Origin of the sequence: Paraburkholderia sp. WS6 (genome assembly GCF_030464835.1) — a bacterium.
GTDB lineage: Bacteria > Pseudomonadota > Gammaproteobacteria > Burkholderiales > Burkholderiaceae > Paraburkholderia > Paraburkholderia madseniana.
The window spans coordinates 226978-241282 of the sequence record NZ_JALQCK010000008.1 but is presented as its reverse complement, the minus strand read 5'-3'; the positions used below and the strand labels follow the sequence as shown (position 1 = coordinate 241282).

The window sequence follows — 14305 nt, the reverse complement described above, 5'->3', positions numbered from 1 at the left end:
GCGTCTCCTTTCGGTGCTGCGGGCAATGCGCGTTCAAAGGCGCCCTTGCTCAACGAGGCCACGACGGATGTGCTGGATCTGCGCCTCGCCAATCTGCAGAGCCTGCGCTGAAGTGTGGACAGAGTAATAGCCAAGCACCAGGTCATGGGGATGCGGGACGGCTGAGCCAATCACGTACTCGGCATCATCCAAGGCGAGGAAATCCACAGGTGTCTCCCCTGGTTCGAAGACAATGATCTCGCCATGCTCCAATACCTCCGGGATGGAGACTCGTCCTTTACCCATGGCCAGCCAGAGGACAGAGTGCCCCTGGGGCGGCTGATAACGCCAGCGCTCGCCCGCTTTGAGAGTAACTGCGAGATAGTTGATCGACATGGCTATTGCAGTCGAGCTTTTGGCACCCTCATGCTCCCCAAGCAGCACCCGGGCGGGCCCTATTTGCGGAATATCGGCTGCGGGCTGATAGACGCTTTCCGACGGACCGAGCTCCAAATCCGGCGGCAACGCGACCCAGAGCTGGAAACCACGTGTCAACCCCGGCTCGCCTGCTCCCCCCGCATGCCACACCCCCTTGCCGGCGCGCATCCATTCCACTCCTCCCGCACGCAGAATGCCGGTCGCGTTGTTCGTGTCTTCGTAGCTGACACTACCTTCGGCCACGTAGGTCAGCGTCGCGAGCCCCGAATGGGGATGCAGGCCGAAGGTCGGAAAGACGTCGCCACGATTGTCAAAGAGATCGAGGAAGACGAACGGCTTCAGGACCCGCCCCAGATCACCAGGACTCATCAGGCGCGTGATGTAGCCGTGGCTCTGGCCACGGGAACGATAAACGATCGCACGAGCCTGATCGGACTCGATAGCTGCGGTATTGGACATGGGACCTCTTGTAAGGCCGGAGCGAAACGGAAACGAAGATGCGTGTGATATCAATTTGCCAGGTCAGATCGGCGCCTTACGGCGCGTCAAACAGAAAGTTCAGGTGCCTTCCGTCAGAAACTCGATGATTAGCTTTCCTACCTCATCTGCCCTTTCGATGTTCGGGCAGTGGCCAGCGTTCGCGAGAACCGCCGCACGGGCGTCAGGAATGCGCGCAGCGAGTTCGTCAGCGAACCCCGAAAGCCGCAGCCTGTCCCGATCCCCTGCAACGATCAGCGTTCTGGCTGTTATGTTCCCGTACGGCGTGCGATCGGCGCCGCCGAACTCAGTACGAACGGGCGCCTGCGGCGAGCGAAAGCGTGCCGCTGCGATCGCCTCCCACGCCCCAGGTGCGACGCTAAGTGCATGACGGCGGCGGACGTACTCGCGATCCTGATACCAGACGGGATCTTCGAATATGGCAGCGAGTAGACCAGCCATAGCTTCCTCGCTGCCGTCATAGTCGAGCAGGCGGCGGCGTTCTTCGTTGTCGGGAATGAAACCGCCGCCGCTAATCGCGACCAGGCGATCTATCGGCAACCGGCACGGCCTTTCGGCAGCCATCTGGAGCAGAAAGGTTGCCCCCATCGAATTTCCGACGAAATGCGCTTTGTCCAGCGCCATCAGTTGAATGAAACGCACCATGTGCGACAGCATGCGATCTCGCTTGCTGTCGAAATCATGAATCTTTGCAGTCCTGCCGAATCCAAGCCAGTCTGGGGCAATCACCCGGAAATGGCGGGCGAGCGCGGGTATAAGATATTCCCAGCTCGTCTCGGCACCACCGCCAAACTCGCCGCTGTGAAACAGCACGACTGCAGGCCCTTCGCCAGCCTCGAGGTAATGGGTGCGCATCCCATCCACTTCCACATACCGGCTGCGATGCACCATCTCAACCGGCGGCACGCACCATGTCTGCTCGCCTGTGACTACCGTGTTCACGACAATGCTCCCATTGGCCGCAGGCGGCGCAGTTCGGCGCGGGGGCCCGCCGCCATCATGTCCGGAGTCCATTCCGACGCAGGATCGACTGTGCAGATAACCTTGCTGACGCCAGGCACGCGCGCCACCACCTGCTCCACCTGAGCAATGATATTGGCCGCTTGCCAGCAAACCGGACTGGTCAGGCGCAACCCAATGTGCGCCACACCGTCTTCGTTCAGCGTTACCTTCGTCACCATTCCCATGTCGATCAGGCTGATTGGAAGGCCTGTCGCAATCGAGCAGGGATCGACCACCTGATCGAGCATGGTTTGAATTCCGGTGGTGTCACGCATTGGAAACCTCCTGCACGGTTGAGAACGGTGCGAGCGGCCCGTCTGGCCGCCGGCGTGCGAATTCGTCGTCGCGCGTAGCTGAGAGGCGGCCTTCGAGATCGAGTCCCGTCATGCGGCCATAATTGTCAAACAGGATCGCGCGCTTGGCGGCAAGATCGAGTTGCGGAAGACCAGCGCCTTCGATCAGCGCCTCCGGAAAAGCGAATTCCCGTACGAACGTCTCCAGCAGCGGTTGTGGATGAAAGGCCATCGCTCCCGTGCCCCACAGGATCCGCTCCATAGCATGCTGCCCTCCTAGGCCGATCAGCGCAGCCATCGCATGAAGAAATGCCGCCGGGCGGCTTGCCGCCAGAGCGCTGGTGATCTCCAGATTGACATATACATTGTCGAACCGCGCGAGCTGCCACGCCGTCTCCTCGAGGAACGCCATGCCTCCGTGGACAACCTCGAAATTCAGCCCGGGGAAAGCCATGCATGCCCGGTCGATATCGTCGACCTTGTAATGCTCCATGGGCACAGGCCCAAGCGGAAGTGCCTTATGTACGGCAACGACCTTGATCCCCAGCTTCTCGGCCCGTTCGAACAATGGAAACGCGATCTCCGGATCGTCCATCTTCCATCCACGTATCTCGCTGCCAACCCAGCTGTTCGGATAGAGCTTGAGTCCGACCGGACGCAACAGTTCCACCTGCCGTTCCAGTTCATCCAGCGCGGCCTTACCGGTCATCGGATCAACGCCGCAGTAAGTGATAAACCGATTCGGCCATCGCGCCTGAGCCTCAATTGCCTTTTCCAGGCTGCACAACCCATCCTTGAACGAGAATATGGGTAGAACGTGATAGACGGCGAGATCGGTATCGCTTTCGAGGAACACCTGCTCAGCCGCCTCCTGGATAGACCAGTCCCGATAGAATTGCGCCCGCGTCGGTGCGTAGCCATGCCGCGCTGTCGCCACGACCGATCCATAAACAAGATCGCATAACGGGGCGGCAAAGCGATTGGCGAAGTTCGCCGCATCCATGTTGTAGGCGTGCACGACAGCATCTAAAACAGGCAGACCATCAATCATCGTTCGCCTCCTCAGTGATTTTTAGAAAGTATCTCCATCGACTTCACTAACGTCCAGAACAGAAAACTCACAGCGTGATCTGGTTTCAAGATCAGGTGACATGCTTTGATTAGAGGACTACTCAATCGGCGACTAACAAAGTCAATTAAAAACATCGCCGCTCTGCACCCTGTTCTCGAAGTGAGATTGCCCTATCAGGTTTTGCTGCTGGACATGCCGCGACAGCCAGATAATCTATGCAACATAAGGAAGACACGCTGACCGGATGAAGATCGGCATCTTTGCCATGGTGACCGGGAGTGGCGGACGGGATCTGGCGCATCACGCGGGACGTGCTTCCGCTTATGGCGCAGGCCGGCCTGCGTGTGCCATTCGCCAACTCTTTTCAATAACTTAATTAGCATAACTTTAAATTGGAGAGTCTCATGACATCCCAGCGCCACATCGCTATCAACGCTTTCTATATGCCTTCGCCTACGCAATCATGGGCAGGAATGTGGCCGCACCCGCAGTCAACCGGAGCTGACTACAACAAGCTCAAATTCTGGATCGATCTCGCCAAACAGGCGGAATCGGGATTGATCGACTGCGTGTTCCTTGCCGATGCACTTGGCGTGCCGGACACATATGGCGGCGCGCCCGATGCCGCAATCCGAAGCGGCGCGCACTTTCCCGCCAACGATCCAATGTTGCTAATTTCGGCCATGGCCTCCGTTACCCGACATATCACCTTCGGTGTGACCGGCAACACCACTTACGAACCGCCCTATCTCCTTGCCCGCCGTCTGTCGACGCTTGATCAACTCACGGAAGGCCGACTGGCATGGAACATCGTTACCGGCGTGATGCCATCAACCGCGAAAGCGATGGGGCAGAGCGAGATGGTTTCACATGATGCCCGCTACGATGTTGCAGATGAGTACATGGATCTTGTTTACAAGCTTTGGGAAGCCAGTTGGGAGGACGGCGCTGCGATTCGCGACCGTGCGCGCGGCATCTTTACCGATCCCTCCAAGGTGCATACGATTCATCATCGTTCCGAGCATTTCTCTTGCGACGGCATTCATTTGTGTGAACCGTCGCCCCAGCGGACACCATTGCTCTTTTCAGCTGGCGCCTCATCCCGAGGGATTGCCTTCGCGGGTCGACATGCGGAGTGCAGCTTCATGTCCACCAACAGCATCGACTTTGCCAGCAAAACAACTCAGCGATATCGCCAGGCCGCAGTAGCCGCCGGACGTACGCCAGATTCCATAAAAGTGTTCAATGCAACTACCGTCATCGTCGGTGCGACTGAAGACGAGGCGCGCGATCGGGTCCGGGAATATCAGCGCTATACAAGTGAGGAAGGCAATCTCGCGATCTTTTCCACCTGGCTCGGCGTGGATCTTTCGCGTTACGATCCTGATGGACCGATTGACGTGGTGGAAAGCAATGCTGTGCAGTCCATCGCCGATTCCATGCGCGCTAGCGGCGACATGGGCAAGGTGACGTTGCGCGAGCTCGCGCGCTTCGCCAATGTCGGTGGAAGAGAGGCGTTCATTGTGGGCTCGCCCGATCAGGTCTGCGATACGCTGTTGAAATGGCGTGACGAAGCCGATGTGGATGGATTCAATCTCGTGCGTACCGTCGAACCTGACAATCTCCAGAATTTCATCGATCTGGTCATCCCACGTCTTCAGGAAAGGGGGGCCTTCAAGACTGGCTATAAGGAAGGCACCATGCGCGAACAACTGTTTCCGGAAACCGGACCCAGGCTGCGAGCAGATCACTATGGAGCGCGCTTCCGCCCCTCGGTGAATCGCCCATAAGGACCTCCCCATTTCTGCGAGTATGAGCCGGCATCTGAGGCACCCACCGGCAAGGACAACGTTGCCCGCCGCTCACTCGGTGAGCCGCGGGCAGCGCTTGTCCAGAACACCGGAACCTCCCCTCGCCTCACACTTTGACGAAGCTGACTCCAGCCAGCGGGCCGAACGGCAACGACGCTAGCGGCCCGCCGACATCGAGCGCTCCAAGATCGACTGCGAAAAAGCCGGCCTTCGCGATAAGCGAGCGGACGGTCGCTTTGGCATCCAGGTCGTCACCGGAGTAAAACAGCACGCGATTTCCACCAGACACTTCCGGCTCGTGCAGAACGTTCACATCGAGGTGGTTGAATGCCTTGACGAGACGCGCGCCAGGAACGAGATCGCTAACCACGCTGCTCGAGTGCCGGCCGCCAAGATCGACTGGCTTGATACCGTAGGCAGCCAGCGGGTTGCCCGGGTCATTGGCGTCCGGTGAGTCCGGGTCGATCCATTCGACAGGATTGGTGCCGTCGACGACAATGCGCCCGTTCCATGCGGGCAGCCCCCCAAGCACTCGTTTCAGATCCACCCAGCGAATGGCGACGAAGACGATGTCCGCCTTGCCTGCTTCCTCCGTGGTACCGGCCTTGATCGCCGGACCGAGTTCCTGGACCAATCCCGCGAGGGATTCAGGGCCCCGACTGTTCGAAATGATGGCCGAAATGCCCACCTTGGCGAACGCCCGGGCCAGGTTCGATCCCAACGCGCCTGCGCCGATAATGCCAATGCTCATGCCTTAATCCTCCAACAGTTAATTCGGCTCAGGCCGCCGTGGCCACCACGGCCCAAAGACCGGGGCAAAAAATACCTGCGAAATACGCACCGGCCCCGCACGCCATGCACATGCGTTCGACCAGGTATATATGTCGACGACACACCGACACATAGACGAAAGAAAACTCAGGAATGCAGAATTCGAGACTTCCCGAGCCGCGCCACCTCGGCAACAATATCGGCGATCGTGTACCTGGAAAGTTCGGCTTCGAGTGCGTTTCTGGCTCGTTGCAGCGCCGGGTGCATGGCTTCCTGGATATTAGCGCCGACCGGACAGGCAATGCATGGCGGTGTCCGAGGCAGGCTGAAGAGCTCCGCATCCTCGACCGCGTTATAAACGTCCAGCAGACGGATCCTTTTAACCGGCTTTGCTAGCAATGCGCCCCCGCCGGCGCCCAATTGCGACTTCGTTAGACCTGCGTCGCTCAGCCGCGAAAGCAAGCCACGAATGACCACCGCACCGGTGTTCACCGAATTGGCCAGATCCTCCGAACGCAGCGGCTTGCCGCCGTTGACGGCAAGCGCAGCGAGTGTGTGGACAGCGACGGCAAAGCGAGTGCTGGTGGGCATAGACTGGATCGAGCAATACGACTAAAGCGCAGACGGAGCCACAATCGAAGCACGACGATTGATCCGACGGTCGATACTGAATGCACCCGCACCATGGGCTGAGAAGGCCAGAAGGCCGCCCGCCATGGCGACGTTCTTGAGGAAGTTGAACATTTGACTCTGGTCGCCAAATGCATGATGGAAGATGATCGCAGTCACAACGCAGTAAATCGCCAGTACCCACGCTACGACGCGAGTGCGGTACCCAAGAATCAGCGACGTCGCGCATACCAGTTCAAGTACCATTGAACCGATATACCCCAGCAGCGGTGCAGGCAACCCTAAGGATGCGATGTAGCCGATAGTAGGGCCCGGCGAAATGAGTTTTTCCACGCCACTGATAACAAAAATTATCGCCATGAGAAGACGCCCTGCCAAAAGGCCCACGTCGTTGTTCGAGTAACCCGAAGTGTTCATTTCAATTCTCCACGAGGGATTTCCAGCTTGATGATGGGGGTGACATAAATCTTCGTACGAGTTGGCTCCATTGCCCTATTCCATCCCCTAGTTATAGATAGACGTCAACTGACTGGCTCGTCACGAGCCTTCGCGTATATGCGTGCTGTCCATATCGCATAAGCTAGTGGCGTCGTGACATCGTGTCCAACGGCGAATTCAGATGGCATGATCGAAAGTGGTGATAGTGGATCACCAGGCAAGCATTCCACCATCCACGATCAAATCTGTGCCGGTGATATAAGAGCTCTCGTCCGAAGCCAGGAAGAGTGCCGCCTGCGCCACCTCTTCTGGTTTTGCGGCGCGGCCGAGCATAATCCGACCGAGCACGTGATCGGCCCATTCCTTATTATTAAGCTGCTCGCGGGTCTGGTTGGTCTCAGTCACTCCCGGGGAAATGGAATTGGCACGGATGCCAAATTCACGCCCCTCCATCGCCATCTGGCGCGTCATCGCGATGACACCGGCCTTCGATGTGCAATGCGCCAAAGATCCGAGCGTGCGTACTGTCGTGTACGCGTTCGCGGAGGCCGTATTGACAATCGTGCCACCGCTTTTCTTAAGGTAGGGCCAGGCAGTGCGAGTGAGGAAGAAAACGAGACTGACCTCCTCGTTCAGGCTGCGCGTCCATTCCTGATCCGAAATATCTTCAATCCAGTTGAAATAGGCCATCGCTGCATTGTTGTAGAGCACGTCGATCCGGCCAAAGCGCTCAATCGCGAGATCGACCAAGGCGCGGCACTCATCCGAATGAGCGAGATTGCAGGGATGCCGGGAGACCATTTCGCCGCCTGCAGCGAGCACCGCCTCTACCGTAGCCGCGGCAGCTGCTTCGTTTAAATCGCACCCTACGATACGCGCGCCTTCTCGTGCGAATAGCAGCGCTGCGGCGCGCCCCATGCTCCCACCCGTACCTGTGATAACGCAAACCTTATCCTGAAGCCTGCCTGTCATGGTTGTCCTCTCATATTGTTGATGAGGTTGGTCGGCTAACACTAGCTGACCTTATAGAGCCCACCGTCAACGACCAACGCCTGCCCTGTGATAAACCCGGCCTCCTCACTCGCAAGGAAGGCGACCGGACCGACAAGGTCCCGCGGCTCCGCTATTCGCTTGATTGCCTGTTGCTGCCAGACGGCTCGTTTCGCGTCCTCGGGCATGCCAGCCGTGGCAGGGGTATCGGTCAGGGACGGGAGTATCGCGTTACAGGTGATCCCGTCGGCGGCGACGTCATTGGCGAGACCTCGCATAAACCCGATCGCACCCATTTTCGTCGCTATGTAGGCACTGAGCGCCTGCTCCGCGATGCCGATCGAATTGGACGATATGGCAATGAATCGACCATAGCCATTCTTGCGCATGCGTGGCACGAAATGCTTCGCGCTATAGAATTGTGCGTCGAGATTGACTGCGAACCCCCTACGCCATGTGTCGAAGTCCAGTTCATCAATCAGGCCACGCGGAAAGGCCGCGGCATTGTTCACGACGATATCCAGACGGTTGAACCTTTCGTCTATGGCATGTCCGAGTTTTTCCCATGTCGCCTCGATTGACACATCCCCAGCGAAAGCCATTGCCGAATCTCCGGCTAATTGCGCCGATTCGGCCGGCGCTTCCAGATCGACCAAAACAACTTCTGCACCGCATTGCGCAAGCTTGACCGCAATAGCGCGGCCAATGCCTCGGCCCGCGCCGGTGACGATGGCCACCTTGCCTTTCAACGATGTCATGTGTCCCCTCCAGCAGAATTCAGTGCCTGGCACAAGCGTCCATCTCACTTGCCACCGAGCGGATAAAAAGCACGACTCGATCTCCTAAGCCAGGTTTCCAATGACAACGCCCGCGATGGCGATCACCCCACCAATTCCCTGAAAAACCGAGATCCGTTCGCCGAACGAGAGACCTATGAGGAACGAGCCGATCATTACGCCAACGGTCAACGCTGTCACTGCGGCACTAACCGGCGCTCCGGCAACCATCGCTCGCCCCAGGAACCAAAGCGTCAACATATTGGCGAGAATCATTCCAAGGGTGGGCCATGGCAGTGTCATGCCGGCGCAGAGCTTCATGAAATAGACGGCAATGAGATTGGCGGCGATGGCAATCGCGACCATGACGTAGCTAACAGACATTTTGTCTCCTCCAACGATAAGTATCAGCGGTGCCCTCCGCCGTAGGTCTCCGAGCACATTGTTTTGATCAGCAATTTCGTCAACCTACCTGGTTCAACGCGTCGAATTCATACCGCCAGGCACAGCGGCAGACGCAAAATCGAGAATCTATCCTCCTTATATCATTTGCATTCCTTATCATCATGTTTATAAAAAGATTGTTAAATGATCGCCTCAACCTGCGGCGAACTCCCGAAGCGCTTTTATCGAGCAAGAGAAACTCGCCGCTCCTAAAAGACTCTCACTGCCTGGACCAACCAAGTGCGTCTCCACCTAACCGGTGACATAGCTCGCAGCACGTCGTGCACCATAGTGCGCATCCCAATAGCGGAGATGCTCAAGCCAGGGCACATGGGTCAAGCCGATGTCATCGTTGAACGCCATGACACGCGGTGCGGCTGGATCGAAAACCGGCCAATCTGGAAGACCCTTCGCCGCCGGACGGCCGGTACGGGCGAATTCCACCCAGGCAGCGCGGATTGTCTTGCCCAAAGCATAGTCCCCGGGTTGCCATGGCCAATCTCGCAGACTAAAGCGATCGAAACTAAAGAAGATAGAGCTGCAGTGAAAAGCGCCCAGCGGCCTTGGGAAGGCCTGTTCGTCGTAACTATCAGCCGGCACCGGGGGAGCTTTCTGAAACTGGTAGTAGTAGACGTCGTGGCCACCTGCGGCATGAAGATGGGCCCATGTCCAATTCTGCCAGGTGAATACGCGGTGACTATTGGCCTTCAGGCTAGCGGCAAGCGCTTGCGCGTCTGTCGCGGCTGGGTAAAGCGCAAGGAAGCGCTCCGCGCTATCGCCATATTCAATTTGAACGTAGTCGCGATACGCTGCGAGACTGGGGGAGAAGCCGATCACGAGATCCTCATTCGCCACCGACCCAACGAGTAGCGGGACAGCAGCTTGCTGCCGGCTCTCAAAGATCTGATAGCTTCCCGCCGGCAGTACCGCCCCATCCACAATTGGCTGAGCCGCGTCAAAAATCCCCTGCATATTGGTGCCGTCGACACCGCTCGCTGCGCGGATCGTATCGACATCGAGCGTCCGGATGTCCAGGTTGGCACCGTCTGTGATACCGTCGGTCCAAGCTTTACCCGACCGTGTTGCTGCCGCAAGAGATTGCCAGCGATCAGCAACACCGCTATCTTCAGCCACGGTACCGAAACTTCCACCGCTCTCAGCGATCGCTCGATGGAACAGGCCGCGTGCGCGGGGCGATGCCATGAGCAGGCTGACGCTGGAGGCGCCCGCAGAAATGCCGAAGATAGTCACGCATCCGGGGTCGCCGCCGAACTCAGCAATGTTGTCCCGCACCCACTGGAGCGCCGCGATCTGGTCAAGCAGCCCGTAATTGCCGGAAATGCCCTCGTCATTTTCCAGAGAAAGCTGGGGGTGGGCGAGAAAACCAAGTTTCGCCAAACGGTAGTTAATGGTAACGAACACCACCCCGTCACGCGCCCATGCATCACCATCAAAGAAGGGCGCCGATCCTGATCCAAACTGGAAGCCACCGGGATGGATCCACAGTATCACCGGACGCTTCTCTGCGGCGCCCTTGGCCGCCGTCCATACGTTGAGATACAGACAATCCTCTGACTGGCTTTCAGCGCCGAAGGGGAGAAGCGAATTACCTAACATCGATTGCTGAATCGCAATAGACTTCGCGCGCGTGGCGTCTCTCACCCCGCTCCAGGCAGCCGGAGGCTGCGGAGCACGCCAGCGCAGATCGCCAACAGGCGGCGACGCGAACGGAATGCCGCGAAACGCAGTCACCTCGCCGTCCACGGACGGCTCTCCCCTCAACTGCCCCTGGCTTATCGTTACGATCTCGTTCATATTTAGCTCCTCACATGCCGACAAGCGATCAGGTCCGACTCATCTCGCTCTGACTCCGTGCGGTGAAAGGCGCACGCAGGCCAGTCTGCTCCATAAGCGGAAGCACGTCTCGGGTGAAGCGCCCGATCCCGTCCAGCGGATCAACCCAGGTCAGCAGAATGCCGTCGAGCCCGCAGTCCGCCAGCATCTCCAGGCGCTCCGCGATACGCGCTGTGGAGCCTATCAGCGGAAAACCGCCGCCGCTGCCGGCCATGCGCTGACGGAACGCCTTCAATGCCTCAGGCGACATGAGCTTTGCGTGCTCCTGCTGCATCTGCATCCACGCATCGACGCACGCCTTGTCTTCATACTCGACAATGCAGCGGTGGTAATACGCATCTGCCTCCGCCTGCGTATCACGCTGCATCACCATCGAATTGGTCCATACCTGGATCTCGCGGCCGAACTCCTCTCTCGCCAGGCGCTTATACTCGTCCACCTGGCGCCGGATTGCCGCAGGCGACTCAGACTGGATGATGAGGAAGCACATATCGGCGTTCTCGCACGCAAATTGCCGGCCCCGGTCCGATCCACCTGCATTCATGATCGGCGGATTCGACTTCTGCACTGGCTTGGGCATCGACGATCCACGCACGACATCGAAGAAGTCCCCCTGAAAGTCGAATTCCTCATGAGATTGCCAGAGCTGCCGGATAACGGCGAGCCATTCCGACAGATGGTCGTAGCGTCGATCATGTTCCTTGAAGGGCGCACCGAACATCTCGAGTTCGGGCTTGTTCCAGCCACCTACGACATTCAGCCCGAAGCGGCCGCCGGAAATGATATCGATCGTCGAGCTCTGCTTGGCCGCGAGGATAGGATGGATCGTGGGGGCATGCGAGGTTGCAAAGACGGCGGAATAGCGCGTCGCCTGCGCAATGCCCGCTGCCCACGTGAAAGGATCCATCGTGAGGCCGGTGGAATCGTCATTGCCACCTGTTACCCAGCCTTTCCAGCGGGCGTAGGAGACAATCGCCTCGAAACCGGCTGCGTCTGCCATCTGTGAAGTCTTCACCGACAGATCCCAGGTTGGCTCATAGGCTTCCGGTACCGTCGTCATGATCCCACCTCTGCCATTTATGGCAAAGATGCCGATCTTCATCCGGTTGGCGTTGAAGATCGGATTGGTCGAGCCAGGCATCAATGTCCCTCCTGCAGGTCTCTGCTTATGTAAACGTATGCGACGCTCGACACGGTCGGCGCGTCTTCCTTATGTCGCATAGATTATCCGGCTGCCACAGCATGTCCAACAGCAAATGCTGATTGGGCAATCTCACTTTGAGATCTCATTCGGCAGTCGCAGTGAACCAGTCTGAAGGCCCGAAGGACGTTCACAAGATTCGATCATGCCATCAGGATTTGCCGTTGGACACGCTATGAAGGCGGCATTAGCTTATGGGGTATGGGCTGGCACGCATAGACGCGAAGGCCGTGACGAGCCAGTCAGTTGAGCTCTATCTACAAGGAGAAGACAGAATATGGCAACCCCGCAGACCCGCACCAAAGCTCTGATGTGGCAAGGCAAACCCTTTTCAATCGAAAGCTACACAAACGGCCCCGTCTTTGTGGCGGACACTGACCTGAGCCGGGCAAACAAGGAAGTGTTTGAACGCCATCTCGTCGCGGAATGGTCGAGCGACATCGAAGAAACGATGGCGACGGTTCATCCGGTTGGCTCCTACCAAAGAATTCCGGCACTTGGCGTTGACGTAGACAGCTTTAACGGCATCCGCGAGTTCTATCTCGACCGTTTCGAAAAGTGGCCTGGTCCGGCGCTCAAGTCTTTTACGCGCGTGACCGTCGTGGACACTTACATCTACGTCGAGGGAGAGTTCGACGTGGAAGCCGCCGGGGACGACCTGCAAAGTCTCAACGTTTCCGGGAAGTCGGTCAAATCACCGTGCATGATCGTACTCGAGTGCCGGGACGGTCTGCTCGTTGGCGAGATCGTCTACATGGACAGCGGCGCGCTCAAGGTTTCCTGACATCTGAAAGCGCAATAATCCGGCCTCCGCGGTGAAAAATTGGATCGTCGCGACGAGCGGGTTATCTCAACAGGAGAGAAGATGAGGATCGTAGCTCTTGAGGAGCATTTCCTTGTTCCCCCGCTGGTCCACGCCCATTTTGATGCCAGCAGCAATCCCGGCTATTCCCCGGAGAGCGACATCGTACTAGGGGATCTCGATGTTGGCCGCCTTGCTGCCATGGACGAGCACGGTATCACTCAGCAAGTGATTTCCGCGAGTATGCCCGGGGCCGATCTTCTGGACGGTGGTGCCGGAATCCGCTTCGCCGAAGAGACGAACAATCGCCTGGGCGTTGCCGTGCGCCGGCATCCAAACCGGTTCGGCGGATTTGCTCATCTGCCGATGCGAGAACCTGACGCAGCCGCAGACGAGCTGGAACGCGCCGTCTCCGATCTCGGTTTTCGCGGTGCAATGGTGAACGGACTCACCGATGGCCGCTTCCTCGATGACGAACGTTTCACACCGGTGCTGGCTCGGGCTGTCGCGCTCGATGTGCCGATCTATATTCATCCCAATCTGCCACCGAAGGCGGTATATGACTGTTACTACGACGGGCTGCCAGGTCGAGCCGGGCCGTTGCTTGCGTCCGGAATATTCGGCTGGCATTCGGAGACCGCGATTCATGTCCTCAGGTTGGCACTAGCCGGAACATTCGAGAAATTTCCCGGCTTGACGGTGATTGTCGGGCATATGGGAGAAATGCTGCCTTTCATGCTCGGACGCGCCGATGACGTGCTTTTGAGCCGTGGCGCGAACCCGATCAGCCACACGATCGTGGATAACGTGTACATAACAACATCGGGTGTATTTCACCTGTCACCTTTCCTGAACGCACTGACTGCATTCGGTGCGGACAGGATCATGTTTAGCGTGGATTATCCGTACAGTGCCAACGCACCGGCGCGAAAATTCCTTGATGCTCTGCCGCTGTCCCCCGCGGATCGGATCAAGATCGCGCATGGCAACGCCGATCGGATTCTCAAATTGGACGCCTCCACCAAGTTTGACGCCCATGCTCAAACAGCAATGTAATTTATCTCGCACCACATCACATTAGGGGTCGCTGCATAGGTCAGTTCGGCTCCGCTCGTTCGGAGGCTCACGCGCAATATTTGTGGTTCGATCCGGCGCATCAATTTGGACTCCGATATAGATTATAGATGAATACACCTTGACGTTTCTTATTATAAAAGCGATTTTCTTACGCGCCGATGATGTGTTTTTTCTTTATCTGAAGGACTGACGTGCAGAATTGAATTAGACATATTAAATGACTACATTA

15 protein-coding genes are annotated in these 14305 nt (G+C 57.7%); 3 read left to right on the top strand and 12 right to left on the bottom strand.

The window, feature by feature from the left end:
- Positions 1 to 33: 33 nt before the first annotated feature.
- From M0D64_RS12790 to M0D64_RS12775, 4 genes are all read right to left on the bottom strand, one after another.
- Positions 34 to 876, bottom strand: coding sequence for a pirin family protein (locus tag M0D64_RS12790; RefSeq protein WP_154566258.1), 843 nt, complete (start codon positions 874 to 876; stop codon positions 34 to 36).
- Between the two features lie 99 nt (positions 877 to 975).
- Complete coding sequence (locus tag M0D64_RS12785; RefSeq protein ID WP_266257947.1) at positions 976 to 1857, bottom strand: alpha/beta fold hydrolase; 882 nt, start codon at positions 1855 to 1857, stop codon at positions 976 to 978.
- Complete coding sequence (locus M0D64_RS12780) at positions 1854 to 2192, bottom strand: metal-sulfur cluster assembly factor (protein WP_266257946.1); 339 nt, start codon at positions 2190 to 2192, stop codon at positions 1854 to 1856. Before M0D64_RS12780 ends, M0D64_RS12785 begins: the two co-directional genes overlap by 4 nt.
- Positions 2185 to 3261, bottom strand: coding sequence for an amidohydrolase family protein (locus tag M0D64_RS12775; protein WP_266257945.1), 1077 nt, complete (start codon positions 3259 to 3261; stop codon positions 2185 to 2187). The genes M0D64_RS12780 and M0D64_RS12775 overlap by 8 nt, the downstream gene beginning before the upstream one ends.
- A gap of 425 nt (positions 3262 to 3686) precedes the next feature.
- Here M0D64_RS12775 and M0D64_RS12770 point away from each other — a divergent pair, with 425 nt between their 5' ends.
- On the top strand, positions 3687 to 5072 hold the full coding sequence (locus M0D64_RS12770; protein ID WP_266257944.1) for an LLM class flavin-dependent oxidoreductase: 1386 nt from the start codon (positions 3687 to 3689) through the stop codon (positions 5070 to 5072).
- Positions 5073 to 5199: 127 nt separating this feature from the next.
- Here the strand turns inward: M0D64_RS12770 and M0D64_RS12765 are convergent, their stop codons facing one another.
- The 8 genes from M0D64_RS12765 to M0D64_RS12730 all read right to left on the bottom strand — a co-directional run bounded on the left by M0D64_RS12765 (position 5200) and on the right by M0D64_RS12730 (position 12098).
- Positions 5200 to 5844 carry an NADPH-dependent F420 reductase gene (locus tag M0D64_RS12765; RefSeq protein WP_266257943.1) on the bottom strand — a complete coding sequence of 215 codons (645 nt, stop codon included), beginning with the start codon at positions 5842 to 5844 and terminating at the stop codon, positions 5200 to 5202.
- A 167-nt stretch (positions 5845 to 6011) separates the two neighbouring features.
- Positions 6012 to 6455, bottom strand: coding sequence for an Rrf2 family transcriptional regulator (locus tag M0D64_RS12760; protein ID WP_154566253.1), 444 nt, complete (start codon positions 6453 to 6455; stop codon positions 6012 to 6014).
- Between the two features lie 21 nt (positions 6456 to 6476).
- Entirely contained in the window at positions 6477 to 6911 is a 435-nt protein-coding gene (locus tag M0D64_RS12755; RefSeq protein WP_154566252.1) for a DoxX family protein, read from the bottom strand.
- Between the two features lie 231 nt (positions 6912 to 7142).
- Positions 7143 to 7904 carry an SDR family NAD(P)-dependent oxidoreductase gene (locus tag M0D64_RS12750; RefSeq protein WP_266257942.1) on the bottom strand — a complete coding sequence of 254 codons (762 nt, stop codon included), beginning with the start codon at positions 7902 to 7904 and terminating at the stop codon, positions 7143 to 7145.
- Between the two features lie 41 nt (positions 7905 to 7945).
- A complete protein-coding gene (locus M0D64_RS12745; RefSeq protein WP_266257941.1) occupies positions 7946 to 8680 on the bottom strand; it encodes an SDR family NAD(P)-dependent oxidoreductase in 735 nt (244 codons plus the stop codon).
- A gap of 84 nt (positions 8681 to 8764) precedes the next feature.
- Entirely contained in the window at positions 8765 to 9082 is a 318-nt protein-coding gene (locus tag M0D64_RS12740; RefSeq protein ID WP_154566249.1) for an SMR family transporter, read from the bottom strand.
- 312 nt (positions 9083 to 9394) lie between these two features.
- Entirely contained in the window at positions 9395 to 10957 is a 1563-nt protein-coding gene (locus tag M0D64_RS12735; protein WP_266257940.1) for a carboxylesterase/lipase family protein, read from the bottom strand.
- Between the two features lie 28 nt (positions 10958 to 10985).
- Positions 10986 to 12098 (bottom strand): LLM class flavin-dependent oxidoreductase, encoded by a 1113-nt coding sequence (locus M0D64_RS12730; RefSeq protein ID WP_266257939.1) that lies wholly within the window; start codon positions 12096 to 12098, stop codon positions 10986 to 10988.
- 376 nt (positions 12099 to 12474) lie between these two features.
- Between M0D64_RS12730 and M0D64_RS12725 the strand changes: the two genes are divergently transcribed.
- Entirely contained in the window at positions 12475 to 12981 is a 507-nt protein-coding gene (locus M0D64_RS12725) for a hypothetical protein (protein WP_154566246.1), read from the top strand.
- Between the two features lie 81 nt (positions 12982 to 13062).
- The gene (locus M0D64_RS12720; protein ID WP_154566272.1) at positions 13063 to 14055 is read left to right on the top strand and encodes an amidohydrolase family protein; all 993 of its coding nucleotides are present in this window, start codon (positions 13063 to 13065) and stop codon (positions 14053 to 14055) included.
- The last annotated feature ends 250 nt before the right edge of the window (positions 14056 to 14305 follow it).

Coding starts and splice junctions, on each gene's coding strand:
- M0D64_RS12790 (WP_154566258.1), bottom strand. CDS start 876: ATGTCCAATACCGCAGCTATCGAGTCCGATCAGGCTCGTGCGATCGTT.
- M0D64_RS12780 (WP_266257946.1), bottom strand. CDS start 2,192: ATGCGTGACACCACCGGAATTCAAACCATGCTCGATCAGGTGGTCGAT.
- M0D64_RS12775 (WP_266257945.1), bottom strand. CDS start 3,261: ATGATTGATGGTCTGCCTGTTTTAGATGCTGTCGTGCACGCCTACAAC.
- M0D64_RS12770 (WP_266257944.1), top strand. CDS start 3,687: ATGACATCCCAGCGCCACATCGCTATCAACGCTTTCTATATGCCTTCG.
- M0D64_RS12765 (WP_266257943.1), bottom strand. CDS start 5,844: ATGAGCATTGGCATTATCGGCGCAGGCGCGTTGGGATCGAACCTGGCC.
- M0D64_RS12760 (WP_154566253.1), bottom strand. CDS start 6,455: ATGCCCACCAGCACTCGCTTTGCCGTCGCTGTCCACACACTCGCTGCG.
- M0D64_RS12755 (WP_154566252.1), bottom strand. CDS start 6,911: ATGAACACTTCGGGTTACTCGAACAACGACGTGGGCCTTTTGGCAGGG.
- M0D64_RS12750 (WP_266257942.1), bottom strand. CDS start 7,904: ATGACAGGCAGGCTTCAGGATAAGGTTTGCGTTATCACAGGTACGGGT.
- M0D64_RS12745 (WP_266257941.1), bottom strand. CDS start 8,680: ATGACATCGTTGAAAGGCAAGGTGGCCATCGTCACCGGCGCGGGCCGA.
- M0D64_RS12740 (WP_154566249.1), bottom strand. CDS start 9,082: ATGTCTGTTAGCTACGTCATGGTCGCGATTGCCATCGCCGCCAATCTC.
- M0D64_RS12735 (WP_266257940.1), bottom strand. CDS start 10,957: ATGAACGAGATCGTAACGATAAGCCAGGGGCAGTTGAGGGGAGAGCCG.
- M0D64_RS12730 (WP_266257939.1), bottom strand. CDS start 12,098: ATGAAGATCGGCATCTTTGCCATAAATGGCAGAGGTGGGATCATGACG.
- M0D64_RS12725 (WP_154566246.1), top strand. CDS start 12,475: ATGGCAACCCCGCAGACCCGCACCAAAGCTCTGATGTGGCAAGGCAAA.
- M0D64_RS12720 (WP_154566272.1), top strand. CDS start 13,063: ATGAGGATCGTAGCTCTTGAGGAGCATTTCCTTGTTCCCCCGCTGGTC.